Here is a 14627-nt window from a genome sequence, read left to right on the forward strand (position 1 = left end):
CGAACAAACAGGTAGATGCCTTGAAACTCAAATTTTGGCAACGCAATGTCGATGAAGACGGCGACATGTCGGAAGAGGACGAAATGTCCGAGGGCGAAGCGTCCGAGTTTGAAATGCCGCCGGGCCATCATCTTGGCTTTGGCACACGCATGCGGGCCAAGTGGGAAGGGTATGACGATCCGGTAGAGTATTACCTGCTTCAGCTTGAAATAGATGTCTATGCCGACTGGTTGCGCAAGATGCGTATGTATATGGCGCGCCCGGTTGAACCTGAGCTTGAAGATCTTGATCTTGACGAAGAAATTGGCCGTTGGCCGCCTGAACGTATACGGCTTTATGACAAGCTGTTTGATCGCGGGATTATGCTTCCGGGTGGACATGAATACGCGCTTGAGCTGGCAAAGCCGCTTGCGCTAGATGAAACGCTTAGCTGTCTTGAGATTGGCGCGAAGCTTGGCGGGGTTGCCCGTATTCTGGCCGATCGATTGGGCGTGTGGGTGACAGCTTTTGAACAGGATGGCGAACTTGCACTCCTTGGAATGGAACGCTCTGTTCAGACTGGGGTTCAGAAAAAGGTGCCGGTTCAGACATTCGATCCGTTGCAGCCGGAATTGCGCAAAGGCTATTTCAACGTTGTCTATTCGTTTGGGGAATTATTCAAGATTCCCGAGAAAACAACATTCCTTGAGTCTCTAACCGGTACATTGCGTGAGCATGGGCAGATTCTTTTGACGGATTATGTTCTGACTCGTGATCTTGATGATGCGGAGCTGGCTAATTGGTCCAAACTTGAAGATGATGAACTGTTTCCGTGGACAGCGCAGGAATATAAATCACGGCTTGGCGCCTTAAAATGTGATATCCGCATCGCCAAGGATGAGTCGGAAACGCATCTCAAGCATGTCAAATTGGCGTGGATGACGATGCTTTCCGATATTCAGAAAAGCGGTTTGGACCCGGATGTGATGGATTATTTGGTTCCAGAGATGGAAATGTGGATGAATCGCGTAAAAATGCTTGAAAATGGAACGCTGGCCTTTTATCGGTTCTACGCAACGATCAACTAATCGCTCAGGTTTCTGACTGCTGCAGGCGACTTTGACGGGACAAGTTCTTTTTTCTGTCGCCGCAACCTGTTTTAAGTGTTGACAGGGGCATGTCGTACTTCTATTTTCCGGCTTCCTCGAAGGGGCCAAGTTTCTAAGGTTTAAGATTATGAAGATCCGGAACTCATTGAAATCCGCTAAGCTGCGGGAAAAAGGCTGCCGTATCGTGCGCCGCCGTGGCCGCGTATACGTGATCAATAAAAAGAACCCACGTTTCAAGGCTCGCCAGGGTTAATTCCCGGTACCTTGTTTCTGCAGGTTTTACAAAACGCCGCACCGGTTTATCCAGTGCGGCGTTTTGTTTTATGTATCTTTGGGACTGGTGCTGTATTTCAGGCTTTAATCAATGCCATCAAGCGTAACCGTATAAACGGTCGTCGTTTCACTGCGCCCACGCAACAGGACTTCTTTGGCAAGAAAGGCGCGGGACGGGTCACTTAGTTGATTGCGCGTACTTTCCCCAATTAGTATTTTCGTGCCCAGTTCCTTGTTCATGGCTTCAAGGCGGGCCGCACTATTGACGGCATCGCCATTGACGGTGAAGGACAGTCTGTCTGGTGCGCCGACACTTCCTGCAACCAACTCGCCCGTATTGACCCCGCAACGGCAGCGCAAGGTTATTCCGTTGAACTGTTTGGAATGAACAAGTTTCTGCAGCGAAATCGCGGTTTCAAGTGCAGCATCGGCATGATGAGGTAATTCTCCAACCGCATTAAAGACGGCCAGAATTGCATCGCCTTGATATTGGGTGATGATCCCCTGATTGTTTTCAATAATGGCTGTAGCATCGGCGAAATAGGCGTTCAGGGTATCAACAACGTCTTGGGGGTCTGCCTTTTCGCTCATGCTTGTGAAGCCTTGCAAATCAACGAACAGGATACTGGCAATGCATTTGCGTGGCGCAACTGTGCCAGCATCGCTTTCCGAGGCCAGAAGTTGTTCGGCAATTGCCACCGGCACGAACTTACCAAACAACCGCCCGATGCGTTCACGGTCATTAAGGGTGGCGACCATATGGTTAAAGGAGGTCGCGGCATCATTGAACTCGGTGATGATACTTGAAGGGAGCTTGGGAAGTGATCGAAGGTCTCCGTCCTCTAATTGCCGGGTCGCAGACGAGAACCGTCGTAACGGGCGTGAGAAATAGTGCGCAATGGCAGCTGCCCCGATCAGTGCGCTGAGCAATACCGCAGCACCAATCATGAACAAGTTATCGATGCGACGACCTTCGGTTTCGAAGATGGATGGTTCGAAATGCATGCCAAATGTAATCGGTACCGCCGAAGATTGCAGTGCATCGCGGGTAACAATAATGCTGTAGATCGAATTGATCTGGACTTGAGAAACATCAAGGCGCTGATCAAGTGCGTATTTAAGACTATTGCCCAAATCCACGGGGCGCCAGCGTGCGCGTTGCGCAAGGACCGTATCGCCAATGTCATCAATGCGTGGAAGGACACTTGTGGTTTCTTCGATGGTTTTGGGGACAAATGGACTGTCGTCTGCACGCATGTTCACCCGTTGCCAGTTTGACAGGCTGGGATGGGCGATAATGTGATCATCGACGATGATAAAGGCCGTACGTCCGTCGCCTTTTTCCTGTTCGGGTAGGGTTCGCGACAAACCGGGCAATGTCAGGTATTGGATCAATAGACCAAGATATTCACCGTTTCGGAAAATGGGAATGGCTTCGCCGATAACGACCTGACGAAGCGCGCTTTGCCAATATGGAAACAGGGTTTGGCTTGGCCCCGGACCAAAAAGCGGGAACTGTGCTGCAAGAATGCCATCAAGAAGGTCCGCTTGTGTGTTCAAAAACTGATGTGTTTTTGGATCATAACCAAAAAAATCGCCATCGGGTGTCGTCAATCCAATCGCAGCAATGTCAGTTTCACTGGCAATAAGCGAAGAAATATTATCGATCCAGAAGGAAGGGGTTTTGGGATCAACTTGTCCTTCTGCGATTTTAGAGGCAATCCATCTATTGCGGTTGGCAAGACGATTAATGCGATTTTCGACAGCACGTTCAGCCTTGGCAAGATCAGCGCTGGTCATGGTGATCCAAAGGTCGCGGGTGTTTTCAATCGTCGTTTGCACGCCGAAATAAAGCGACAGGCCAACGCCGCCAACGCTGCTTAGGAGTACCCCACTGAGCAATACAGCGAAAATTGAAAGGCGTCGTTGACGTCGTGCCATTAAAGTTCCCCTGGGATTGGTAGGCCATTGTGGAATCTTTCTCATTCCGGTTATGGCCAATTGTGCCCGTTACTTTATGCAACAATGACTTCAAAAAGGAGAACGCCCATATTGGGCATTCTCCTTACTTAATTTGCTCAGACGGGACAGTATAAAGTCCCGTCATGCTATGGCGACCGCGCAATAGGACTTCACCTGCTTTGATTACCCGGTCCGGTTCTACAAGCAAAACCCGTGTGGTTTCGGAAATCAGAATATCGGTGTGAAGAACCTTGTTTTCCTGTTCCAAGCGCGAGGCCGTGTTGACGGCATCACCGTGAACGGTGAAGGAAAGGCGGGCCTTGGCCCCCACATTCCCTGCAACCATCGAGCCGGTATTGACCCCACAGCGTATCTCGACGTTCAACCCTTCAAAGGTTCTGGTTTTGACTTCGCGTTGGAGCGCGATGGCGCTATCAAGTGCCGCGTCGGCATGATGTTCAAGATCATCAAATACGTTATAAACCGCAAGAATTGCATCGCCCTGGAACTGGGTGATGATGCCGCCATGGGATTCGATGATTTGCGTCGCACAGTCGAAATAGTCGTTTAGCATTGCAATAATCTGGTTAGGATCAAGTGCCTCACACATGGTTGTAAAACCAGCGATATCAATAAACAGAACGGTTGCTTCTGATTGTTGAGGGGGCAAGACCCCGGAGTCATTGCCTGATGCCAGAAGTTTCTTGGCAATTGATTGCGGAACAAACTTACCAAACAGGCTGGTGATGCGTTCACGGTCATGAACAGCCATCATCATATTATTGAACGACCGGGCGGCATCGTCATATTCGCGTATGCGACTTCCTACGAGTTGCGGGACGTCAACAGATGCGATGTCTTCATCTTCAAACGCGCGCGCGGCTGCAGCAAATCGCCGAATTGGTTTGGTGAACTGTTTGGACATAAAGATCGCAACCAGAATCGCAAGTACGAGAACACCACCACCAAGAATAGACGCTAGAACAAGACGGTCCCATTCGTCATCAAATAGTCGTTCGTCGAAATGCATGCCAATAACTACTGGCGAAATCGGCGCGTCCAGGACCTGCCGGGTTACGATCAGGTGATATCCATCATCAAGATCAAGGCCGGACAGCTTGAGGCCGCCATTCTGACGCGTGTCGTTCTGATCGTTTTTGATGTTCTCGGATTTGCCCAGATTGGCAAGAACCGGATCACCAATGTCATGAATGGTCGGCAGGGGGATCGGGCTGCGTGCTATGTCTGCACCATTGATCAGGGCATTTGCTGTGTTCTCGCCCCAGTCCCGCAGGCGTGGATGCGCCATGACGCGGTTGCCAGCGATCAGGATAAACGGAGTGCCCGGCAGGTTTTCACGCCCTCTTAGCAAGCTGTCTGACAGGTTGGAGAGTGATAGATATTGAATGAAGGTGCCAACATAGTGCCCGTCATAGAATAACGGCACCCAGTTTGTCAGAACGGTGCGGTTGAAATACGGGTCCCAGCGCGGAAAGCCGGTGCGATTGGTGATCGGGCCGCGGATTTGCGCCAGTTCGGAGAACAGCATGTCGTCAGCGGGCAGGGTGCGGCGGATGTCGCTCATATCTTCGGGATTAAAGCCGATAAATTGCCGTTCACCGGTAATCAACCCATAGGCCATGACATCCATGCCTGCCGCCGCAAGCGCACGCATGGCATTGGTCCAACCATATTGAAAGCTTGGATCAAGGGATCCTTCAGCGACCTGTTGGGCGACCCAGTCGGATCGTTCATCCACCTCGTTCATGCGCTCATTCATGGTGCGCTGAACTGATGTCAGGTCAATATTCGCCAGCATGACCCAAAGATTTCGGGTGTTTTCTATGGCAGTCCCAAGGCCGACATAAAGGGAAAGACCGACGCCGAAGACACTGGTGCTAATGAAGCCAGCCAACAGGACGGAAAGGACAGAATATCTGCGTTTTGATCTCACTCAGTGTTTCTTTCCGAAAATAGGTTCCCCAACCTTTAGGGTATCTTAGCGGCGATCGAATTTGGTGGAAAGGATGATTGAACTTGAAGTGCGTTTTATTCCTGATAGTTCCCCGATCCGGTCCAATACGGCATCCAGTTCTTCGGGGGTATTGGCGGCAACCTCGGCAATCAGGTCATATTCGCCGGAAATGGCAAGGCAGCGAATACAGTACGGGATTTTTTGTAATGCGCCGACAACACCGGCGGATTGTTTTTGTTCGAGCTGGATCATGACTTCAGCAAGCAAAAACGGACGGGCATTGTCCCCAAGCCGCACCGTATATCCCACGATGGTTTGCGATTTTTCCAGTCTTTCCAAGCGTTCCTGAACCGCACTACGTGATAGCCCAACGTCACGGGCAAGTGCCGCGGTCGGGATGCGGGCATTTTCCTGCAATCTTGCAATCAGGCGGCGGTCGGTTTCATCAAGCTGACGTTTCATCGGCAGCACCCATAAAAATGACGGGTTATTCAAGTATTTTCACAGTATTGCCGGGTTGAAAGCGTTAGTCCAGAGGCGGAGGATAAATAGGTCAAAAACAACAACATTATCAGGGCGGATAGGGTTGTTTGTCCCATCCCGACTGTTTGTCTGGGAGTTCTAAAAATGAAAAAGATTTTGATTCTTGGTGCCGGTAAAATCGGACGTATGGCAGCCGTGATGCTTAATGAAAGCGGCGATTACGCGGTAACCTTGGCCGATGCCAATGGCGATATGCTGGAATATTGCGCGCAAGATCATGCCGCAACCCTGATAAAGGTTGATGTTACCGATGAGGCTGCCTTGACCGAGATTGCAACAGGTCATGATGCAATATTGTCGACCTGTCCGTTTTATCTGAATGTGGCGATTTCCCGTGTGGCACGTGCAGTTGGTGCATCCTATTTTGACGTGACGGAAGATGTCGAAACCACCCGCGCAATTCGCGAAATTTCCAAGGGTGCTGATGGGGCATTTGTGCCGCAATGTGGTCTGGCGCCGGGCTTTATTTCAATTGCTGCGCATGATCTGTTCAAGCGGTTTGATACGGTTAAAAAGCTGCGTTTGCGTGTGGGTGCCTTGCCGCAGAATCCGACCAACCGTTTGAAATACAATCTGACATGGTCGACCGATGGGCTGATCAATGAATATCTCAATCCGTGTGAAGCGATCCTGAATGGCAAACGGGTCGAAGTGTTGCCGCTAGAAGGCTATGAGCGCTTTACAATCGATGGCACGGAGTATGAGGCCTTTAATACATCAGGCGGTGTTGGCGCATTGTGCGACATGCTTGAAGGTAAGGTTGATAATCTTGATTACAAAACTGTGCGCTATCCCGGGCATCAGGAAATCCTGAAAATCCTGATTGAAGATCTGCGCTTGGGTGAACGCCCTGATATGATGAAAGAAATTTTTGAAAACGCACTTCCGGTGACACAGCAGGATGTGATCGTAATTTTCGCCGATGCAATTGGTACCCGCGATGGCGAGCTGTGCGAAGAAAATTTCATCCGCAAAGTTCACGGCACTGAAATTGGTGGTAAAAACTGGTCAGCAATCCAGATCACGACATCTGCCGGGCTTTGCGCCGTGATGGATATGGTTTTGACCCGAACGTTGCCGGGGGTAGGCTATGTGCGTCAGGAAGAAGTCAAACTAGATGACCTTCTTGGCAACAGGTTCGGCCGTTATTACGAAGCAAATCGTTAAAACGAGTTCCTAAGGCCAAAAGTTGGCGTAGGTAAACTAAAAATCCCTCGGAACCTATCCGGGGGATTTTTGTTTGTTTCTAGGTGTTTAGTAAGCTGCGTTTCATCCAAAATTCTGTGGGCTTACTTCTGCGTTGATCGACAAAGGCCCACGGGGGCGCTGATCCATGGTCATGGCGGAAAATTTGTGGCAAAGACGTGGTTTGTTAACGCTTGGGCGTTATGGTTGACCCGCAATTAAATTCACGTATGGCAATAGGTATTCCTTGTCTGATTTCGCCGCCATTTACCGATCTGCGTTGGGTTTGTATGAATCAGGCCAGCTTGCGGAGGCTGAACAAGCCTGCCGCACAATGACCCGTAGCTATCCGCAAGCGGCAGAAGCCATGCATTTGGCCGGGTTGGTCGCGATGCGTCAGGGGAACCAGACGCTGGCGGCAGAACGGATGGGACGGGCGGCAATTGCCGATGCCAATAGTGCCGAAATTCAGCATGACCATGCACAAGCCTTAAAATCGATTGGCAAGCTTCGCGATGCAGTGGGGGCGTTTAAACGCGCTATTCGGCTGTGTCCGGATGCACCGGCCCTTTATTGCAATATTGCCAATACCTATCGCCAGTTAGACGAATTGGACAACGCACGCGAAAATTACGAACGTGCGTTGGAGATGGCCCCTGATGTTGCCGAAATTCATGCCAATTTTGCCGCCTGCCAATATGCGATGGGCGATATCAATGGGGCTGAAAAATCCTGTATGACCGCGCTTAAAATGCGCGATGATATTGTCAATGCGTTGGTTTTGATTGGCCAAATTCGCCTTGATCAGGGACGTACGGTTTCGGCAAGCGAACCTTTGCGCCGTGCCTTAACGCTTGAGCCGGGGCATCAACGTGCGCTGAGTGCCTATGGCGACGCGCTGTTTCGTCTTGGTCAGTTCGCCGGTGCGCAGCATTGCTTGCGACAGGTCTTGGCCCTTGATCCCGATGACGAAAGTGCCCGCCGGACATTGGCGATGCTTAACCTTCGTGTCGGGCAGGGGACTGAAGCAATCGGTGCGCTTGAACCGCTTATGGTTAAGCACCCGAAAGATCCGCAATTGCTGTTGATGATGGGGGAGGCACTAAGCCTTGTTGGTCGTCATGGTGAGGCGGTTGAACGGTTTGGGGCAGCCATTGGTGCGGGTGGTGGCGATGACGCGGTATTTCGTCTGGCGGTCGAACTTGCCGAAGAAGGCGATACAGAATCCGCACAATCGGTTTTGCAAAACGGCATTGATCGTAAAATTTCTGCGGGTCAAAATACCACATTATTTCGCACAGCACGTCGTTTGCTGTTTGCGCCGGTACCAAGCAACCTTGCGGCCCAGAATGATGAAGTCGTTCGGGATCTTTTGGACGATACGCTTGATGAAGATGCGATTGAACCGGATCTGGAGTTCGTTGGAACCGACCGGATTGATCCGATCATTTTAACGCGTTTCCCGCCTGTTTGGCGTGCGGCCTTGCGCCCGGAAGGTGACAAGCAACTTCGCGCAGTGGGCCATTATTGGGAACGCTTGGTTTCGGGCTATGATGTGCCGGAAGTCAGCCGATCCAAAGAACGCAAAGGTGGTAAAATCCGTCTTGGGATTGTGTCGTCCAATATGCGTGATAATGGCATTGGCCGCTGGATTGTTGGTCTTGCGGACGCCATTGACCGTGACCGGTTCGATGTCACCATCATTCGCCCCCCAACAGGCGAAGACGATATTACGGCACGGATCGACGATCATGCTGATCTTGTTGTGCCCTTGCCCCTTGATCCCTTGCATTCCGCACGGGTAATTGCCGGGCTTGATCTTGATGTCTTGCATTATGTTGATCCGCAGTCGGATGCCTATACCATGATGCTGGCAAGCTGGCGTTTGGCGCCGCTTCAGATTTCGGGTGGGGGCATTGCCGCGACCAGTGGTCTGTCAAATATTGATTATCATTTGATTGCAGAAGACTGGGAAACAGCCGGTGGGGAAAAGCGATTTAGCGAAAAGCTGATCCGGTTGCCGGGGCTTTTTGTCAATGCAAGCCCGCCTGAAAATGTCGACATGACGCCACGTGAACTTCAGCGCCGCTGGCGTCTGGCACAGGATCGCAACACGTATCTTTGTCCGCAGCCTTTGGATGTTCTCACGGCTGAATTTGATCCTTTGATCGCGGAAATTCTGCGGCTTGATGAAACGGCGGAACTTTTGCTGATCGCGCCAGAACGCGATAGTTGGGATGCTGCGTGGGGACGCCGGTTTGCAGTCAATTACGCCGATGTGGCAGGCCGGATGCGGTTTGTCACGGTGCGGAACCGATCAGACCTATTGTCGCTTCTATGTGCGGTGGATGTTGTTCTTGAAAGCCCGGCCTGGAACGATGCGATGTTGGCGTTTGATTGCCTTGGGCTTGGTGTGCCACTTGTAACTTTGCCGGGAAGTGCTGCACGTTCACGGCGCAGTCATACCTGTTACCGTCAAATTTCGGTGTTTGATTGTGTGGCCTATCATTCAGCAGATTTCGTTGATACGGCATTGACCTTGGCAACAGATAAACGCCGCCGGTCTGTGGTGTCGCATGCGATCAAAAGCCGATCGCACATCCTGTTTGGCCAAAAATCATCCTTTGATGCCTATATGCAGTTCCTTGATCAAGGTGTTGCTGTTCCAGCAGACAAAGTGATCTGATTTCCCCAAGATTCCCATGAAAAAAGCCAACCCGTGTATAGGCACTTTGCCGCTGCACTTGGTTGGCTTTTATGTTGGGGATTTTGAGACGGAATTTAGCTGAGAGCGTCAATATCAGCTTCTGACAAGGCGGCGGGTACAATCGTCAGCGGCAGGCGAAGTTGCCCGACCGTGTCGCTTTTGGTCAGGGCCGTGATCAGAGGGCCGGGACCTTCTGACGTGGTGCCTGCGGCAAGAACAAGAATGGAAATCTGTTCTTCTTCATCAAGCAGCGTCAGCAATTCATCCTTTAAGCGGCCTTCGCGGATGAACAAAAGCGGCATGGAGCCGGTTTGTTCATGGACATAGGCGGCAAGTTCATTGACGCGGGCCTCGGCTTCGTCGCGGGCCTCTTCTTTCATAAGGTCACCAACCGCCATCCAGTGTTGGAATTCAGCAGGTTCAATAACACTGAGCAGGGCGACGCGTCCGCCAGTATGCTGTGCCCGGCGGCAGGCATAGCGAAGTGCCTTGGTCATTTCGTCGCTGTTATCGACAACAACAAGAAATGTCCGGTTGGACGTGGCGCGGAGTTCCTGATCGGCATCGTATGACGTCATATGGCTTCTCAAAATGGTTTCCTTGTCCGGTCCATATGGACGTGTATATGGGGCGCGTCCACATGCCGGATCAGCAAAGTGTGCCGTAAATTGTGGTTTGTTTCCAAGTTGTTTTTATGAACATCGACAAAGATTTATCATTTGCGATTGCAGCAAATAATGCCGCATGTGCGAATGCACAAAGCGCATCAGACTGATTTTAATGGAATGTGGGGCGGACTTAATCGGATGGGATCACGCCAAAGGATGTAGATTAACTTTTGCGGAAGGCAACGCTTGCGACCCAGCCCGCGATGATCGCGATGATGACAGCGATAATGCCGTACAATGCAGAATAACGGTGGGCGAAGTCATAAACCGCGGCACTGACACCTGTTTTGGAAACTACCAGCGGCGTGGTTTTAACGCTGGCAATGCGACCGTCACGGATCAGATACACATTGATCGTATATGTGCCCGTTGGGGTGTTTGCAGGAAAATGAATATCGGTTCGAAACAGTTGGTTTGATAGGAAACTGATCTTGGCCGGACGGCGATTGAACAAGCCTGCATTTTGCATATTGCGTACCAGCGCCTCGCGATAAACTTTCTGGTCTATTTCGGTGGTTCCGCTTTCCGCAATGAACCGCTGATGTTCCAAGCCGATGCGATAGTCTTTGAGGACATTTGCCTGTGCAATAATCTCGATCGGGCGATTGGATGCGCTGGCATAATAGGCCGGTACGTTTTTGTAACGCGCACTGTCACTGTTTATCCAGATGCCGACTTTGCGTTCTTTCTGACGGACGATCATGTCCTGATCGGGACCACGCACCGTGACAATGACATCGCCTTCATTCTGAACCGCGCCAAACAGCAAAACATCGGTTCCGGTAAAGCCTGTTGTAATCGCCACAAGATGGTTGGACAAATCAACGACAAGCGGGTCAGCTGACGCAGATTTTGGCGTGTGGCCCAGGGCATAGAAAACGAAGGCAGTCAAACAAACGATCATTGATTTGTGCAAGGAAGCTACCATTACAGGTTCCCCGGCATAATCGAATAAAGTTCACTTGGTTCAATCACCAAATCAAACAGAAGTTTCAGACAAACCGATAAAACCAGTAGCCCAAGAAGGGCGCGTAAATGTTCGGCTTTTAATCGTGCGCCAAACTGCGCGCCAAACTGTGCGCCAATGACGCCGCCGATCAAAAGCAGGATCGCCAAGGCAACATCAACGGTTTGGGTTTGGACCGATTGTAGGAAGGTAACGTTCGCCGTCACGAAAATAATCTGGAAAAGGGATGTGCCAATCACAACCCCGGTTGGCATGCCGAGCAGATAAATCATTGCCGGCACCATGACGAACCCGCCACCAACCCCCATCAAAGCGGTCAGCATCCCGACAAAGAACCCGATGGCAAGCGGGAGAAGGGCACTGATATAAAGACCAGACCGGTAAAACCGCATTTTGAACGGCAGGCCGTGGATGAAGCTGTGTTGGTGTTTTTTGCTACGTCGGAAGCCACTACCCTTGCGGCGTGTTTTGAAGATCGCATGGGTTGCTTCGACAAGCATCATGCCGCCAATAATGCCAAGGAAAATGACGTAGCACAGCGAAATGACAAGATCGATCTGCCCCAATGACCGCAGCCAGGCAAAGACCCAAACACCAACCGTTGAGCCGACGATGCCGCCAGCCAACAACACAAGGCCCATTTTCAAATCGACATTTCCGCGCCGCCAATGGGCGAATACGCCTGATACCGATGATGCGACAATCTGGTTTGCGGCAGTTGCAACCGATACTGCTGGTGGGATACCGTAAAAAATCAAAAGCGGGGTGATCAAAAACCCCCCGCCAACGCCAAACAGGCCAGACAAAAAGCCTACCCCGCCGCCCAGTCCCAGAATAAGGAATATATTTACCGATATTTCGGCAATCGGGAGATAGATTTGCATCTTGGGGAGGCTAACAGCGTTTGATTGATTGTTATTATTCAGTCTAACATATTGTGCAAATGCAACAATCGCCAAATGGCACTATCTCAGACCAAATTCGTTTTTTTTATAAGGTCGTTCATGACGTCATCTTCAAGTGATACTTACGATGTTATTCTTGATGCACGGGGGTTGATATGCCCAATGCCGGTGCTTAAGGCAAAGAAGTTTCTGCGCGATGTTCCTGACGGGGGCATTCTAAAAGTGATGGCAACCGATCCCGGGTCTGTTGCTGATATGAAAGCCTTCTGCGAGATGACGGGTAATCGGCTGGTCTCCTCGAAAGAGGAAGACGGTGTTTTTGTCTATCACATCGAAAAGACGGGCGCGTAAGTAACCGTCCCCCGTTAGCCTCTTTGGATATTTCAATGTCCTTATATTTCTATCCAAGATAGAGATTCCTAGATGCCAGAAACGCGGAACAATCTGAATTGGGTGATATGCCGTTTTGAGGATATGTCACCCCTTCAGGTCTATAGCCTGCTAAAATTGCGACAGCAGATTTTCATTATCGAGCAAGAATGCATTTTTCCCGAGATCGACGGGCTTGATCCGGTATGCCTGCATATTCTTGCTTGGGATGGAGATGACGTTCTTGCGGCGGCACGCATTGTTGGTCCGGGTCTGGATCCTGATCATGCAGCGCAGGGCGATAGACCCGCGATTGGCCGTGTTGTGACAAGCGAGGTTTTGCGTGGACAAGGCGTTGGCCGCGTCTTGATGGCGCGTGCGATTGAAGCCTGTGCCGATAGTTTTGCCGGAAAGCCGATCTATTTGAACGCACAGCTTTATCTGCGCGATTTTTATCAAGGTCTCGGCTTTGTGCAATTTGGTGATAAATATGACGAGGACGGGATTGCGCATATCTCGATGGAACGCCCGGCGTAAAGCAGGACGTTCCATGCAATCTTACAGATTGTTATTAAGAGTTAACGCAAGCCGCTTGTCGCCATGCCGGTAAAGAATTCAAGCTGCCAATTCATGTCATCTTCACTGAGCGGATATTGATTGCCGTTGCGCGGATTGAGTGTCTGGCTTGGCGGGACGTGACCAAGTTTAACTTGGATTTTTACCGCAAGATCAGCCGGAAGGCCTGCCTTCCATGCCAATGAAACGACACCCTTTGCCGAGTGGGTGTTAAGCACCTTGGTAACGGCTTCTGGCGTTATGCCAGCCAAAACCGACAAGGCAGCACGGGCAAATTTTATATCATTCGCAGCCAATGCCTTCGCAACTTCCTTATCGGTAAGCTTTTTCTTGGCGTGAAGTGCAAGGGCCCTTTCGTAAGCGGGCTCCTCTTCTTCCTCTTCCTCGCCATCAGCGGCCGCTTTACCGACAGCAGGGGTACCAGCTTTGGCGCTTTTATCTGTGGCTGCGGCTTTATCAGCCTTTTTGCCCTTTTGTTTTTTGGCTTCTTCTGGTGCTTCGTCGCGTTTTTCGAATTCACCAGATGCGATGCGTTGCTGTACGACTTCGCGCACAGCATCGAGCTGTTCCTTTTTAAGGTCCTTGCGTCGTTCAAGCACGCTGATCAGGTTTTCGGCAACAAATCGGGCCAGTTTTCCTGCCGCTGTTGGCGGTAAGTGCTGACGTTCGACCAATGGTTCGTGCCATTCAGGATAATCCGGTGCACGATCGATCAGTTGATCAAGGGTTTCTTCACGAATCTGGGCCGATTTGTTGCCCAAAAGGTGCGAAATCGCATCCTTGTCGCTGCTTGATGCAATGGCATCGGAAAGTTTTTCGCCGACATTCCGGCGGCGCGAGACAAAGCTTAGCGCGCCACGCCCCGAACTGCCTTCGATGATTTCAAGAAGGTCTTCTTCGCTGAGCACCGGCGAATATTGCAGAACCGGACCGCAAACGACACTTTCGGCATCACGGGCAAGTTGCTGTATGATTGGCTGCGGTGCTTCGGCAATGTCTTTCAGAGTTTCAGAAATTACCTGACGGACATGGACAGCCTGATCTCGCGCGAGTTTATCAAGCGCCTCATAGGTCATCCGGCGTAGTTTGTCGGTTTCATTTGGAGTCAGACCGGCCGAGAGATGTGCGATTTTTTCAGCAAGACTGCCACGCACGCTATCATCGGAATCATCGGTCAGAAGAACATCGGCCTGAACCGGGGTTGCTTCGTTTGCTGCAATATGACGACGGACAGAAGAATCGTTGTCTGTTGCCAGGAAATACAGGATTTCAGGGCGCGTATCATGGCGCTGTGCAAGCTTGCCACGGATATCTGCGTCCGGGCTTCCAGCCATTTCCTTGGCTTCGTCATAGGTAATCGGGGTTTCGCGCCGTTTGGTGAAGACCCGCTGCAAAAATCCCTTCATCGG

At 51.0% G+C, this 14627-nt stretch carries 13 protein-coding genes; 6 read left to right on the top strand and 7 right to left on the bottom strand.

What is annotated here, in order from left to right:
• Positions 1–20 precede the first annotated feature (20 nt).
• Together ACQ0MK_RS05875 and ykgO are read left to right on the top strand one after the other, a co-directional pair.
• A complete protein-coding gene (locus tag ACQ0MK_RS05875; protein ID WP_430475229.1) occupies positions 21–1067 on the top strand; it encodes a methyltransferase domain-containing protein in 1047 nt (348 codons plus the stop codon).
• A gap of 148 nt (positions 1068–1215) precedes the next feature.
• Positions 1216–1341 (top strand): type B 50S ribosomal protein L36, encoded by a 126-nt coding sequence (gene ykgO, locus ACQ0MK_RS05880; RefSeq protein ID WP_007090004.1) that lies wholly within the window; start codon positions 1216–1218, stop codon positions 1339–1341.
• Between the two features lie 104 nt (positions 1342–1445).
• Here ykgO and ACQ0MK_RS05885 read toward each other — a convergent pair whose 3' ends face one another.
• From ACQ0MK_RS05885 to ACQ0MK_RS05895, 3 genes are all read right to left on the bottom strand, one after another.
• On the bottom strand, positions 1446–3302 hold the full coding sequence (locus ACQ0MK_RS05885; protein ID WP_430475230.1) for an adenylate/guanylate cyclase domain-containing protein: 1857 nt from the start codon (positions 3300–3302) through the stop codon (positions 1446–1448).
• Between the two features lie 124 nt (positions 3303–3426).
• Entirely contained in the window at positions 3427–5277 is a 1851-nt protein-coding gene (locus tag ACQ0MK_RS05890) for an adenylate/guanylate cyclase domain-containing protein (protein ID WP_430475231.1), read from the bottom strand.
• A gap of 45 nt (positions 5278–5322) precedes the next feature.
• Complete coding sequence (locus ACQ0MK_RS05895) at positions 5323–5760, bottom strand: Lrp/AsnC family transcriptional regulator (RefSeq protein ID WP_430475232.1); 438 nt, start codon at positions 5758–5760, stop codon at positions 5323–5325.
• A 165-nt stretch (positions 5761–5925) separates the two neighbouring features.
• On the opposite strand from ACQ0MK_RS05895, the gene ACQ0MK_RS05900 reads away from it, so the two are divergent.
• Positions 5926–7008 (top strand): saccharopine dehydrogenase family protein, encoded by a 1083-nt coding sequence (locus ACQ0MK_RS05900; protein WP_430475233.1) that lies wholly within the window; start codon positions 5926–5928, stop codon positions 7006–7008.
• Positions 7009–7306: 298 nt separating this feature from the next.
• Entirely contained in the window at positions 7307–9712 is a 2406-nt protein-coding gene (locus tag ACQ0MK_RS05905) for a tetratricopeptide repeat protein (RefSeq protein ID WP_430476005.1), read from the top strand.
• A 95-nt stretch (positions 9713–9807) separates the two neighbouring features.
• Here ACQ0MK_RS05905 and ACQ0MK_RS05910 read toward each other — a convergent pair whose 3' ends face one another.
• The 3 genes from ACQ0MK_RS05910 to ACQ0MK_RS05920 form a co-directional block, all read right to left on the bottom strand.
• The gene (locus tag ACQ0MK_RS05910) at positions 9808–10311 is read right to left on the bottom strand and encodes a universal stress protein (protein WP_430475234.1); all 504 of its coding nucleotides are present in this window, start codon (positions 10309–10311) and stop codon (positions 9808–9810) included.
• A 253-nt stretch (positions 10312–10564) separates the two neighbouring features.
• Positions 10565–11293, bottom strand: a complete 729-nt coding sequence (locus tag ACQ0MK_RS05915; protein WP_430475235.1) for a TIGR02186 family protein — start codon at positions 11291–11293, stop codon at positions 10565–10567.
• 35 nt (positions 11294–11328) lie between these two features.
• On the bottom strand, positions 11329–12252 hold the full coding sequence (locus ACQ0MK_RS05920; RefSeq protein ID WP_430475236.1) for a sulfite exporter TauE/SafE family protein: 924 nt from the start codon (positions 12250–12252) through the stop codon (positions 11329–11331).
• 120 nt (positions 12253–12372) lie between these two features.
• Between ACQ0MK_RS05920 and ACQ0MK_RS05925 the strand changes: the two genes are divergently transcribed.
• On the top strand, positions 12373–12624 hold the full coding sequence (locus ACQ0MK_RS05925; RefSeq protein ID WP_430475237.1) for a sulfurtransferase TusA family protein: 252 nt from the start codon (positions 12373–12375) through the stop codon (positions 12622–12624).
• Positions 12625–12747: 123 nt separating this feature from the next.
• Entirely contained in the window at positions 12748–13179 is a 432-nt protein-coding gene (locus ACQ0MK_RS05930) for a GNAT family N-acetyltransferase (RefSeq protein WP_430475238.1), read from the top strand.
• Between the two features lie 41 nt (positions 13180–13220).
• Here the strand turns inward: ACQ0MK_RS05930 and ACQ0MK_RS05935 are convergent, their stop codons facing one another.
• Positions 13221–14624, bottom strand: a complete 1404-nt coding sequence (locus ACQ0MK_RS05935; protein ID WP_430475239.1) for a DUF2336 domain-containing protein — start codon at positions 14622–14624, stop codon at positions 13221–13223.
• Positions 14625–14627: the final 3 nt, after the last annotated feature.

Source organism: Thalassospira lucentensis (genome assembly GCF_050516545.1).
Classification (GTDB): domain Bacteria; phylum Pseudomonadota; class Alphaproteobacteria; order Rhodospirillales; family Thalassospiraceae; genus Thalassospira; species Thalassospira lucentensis_C.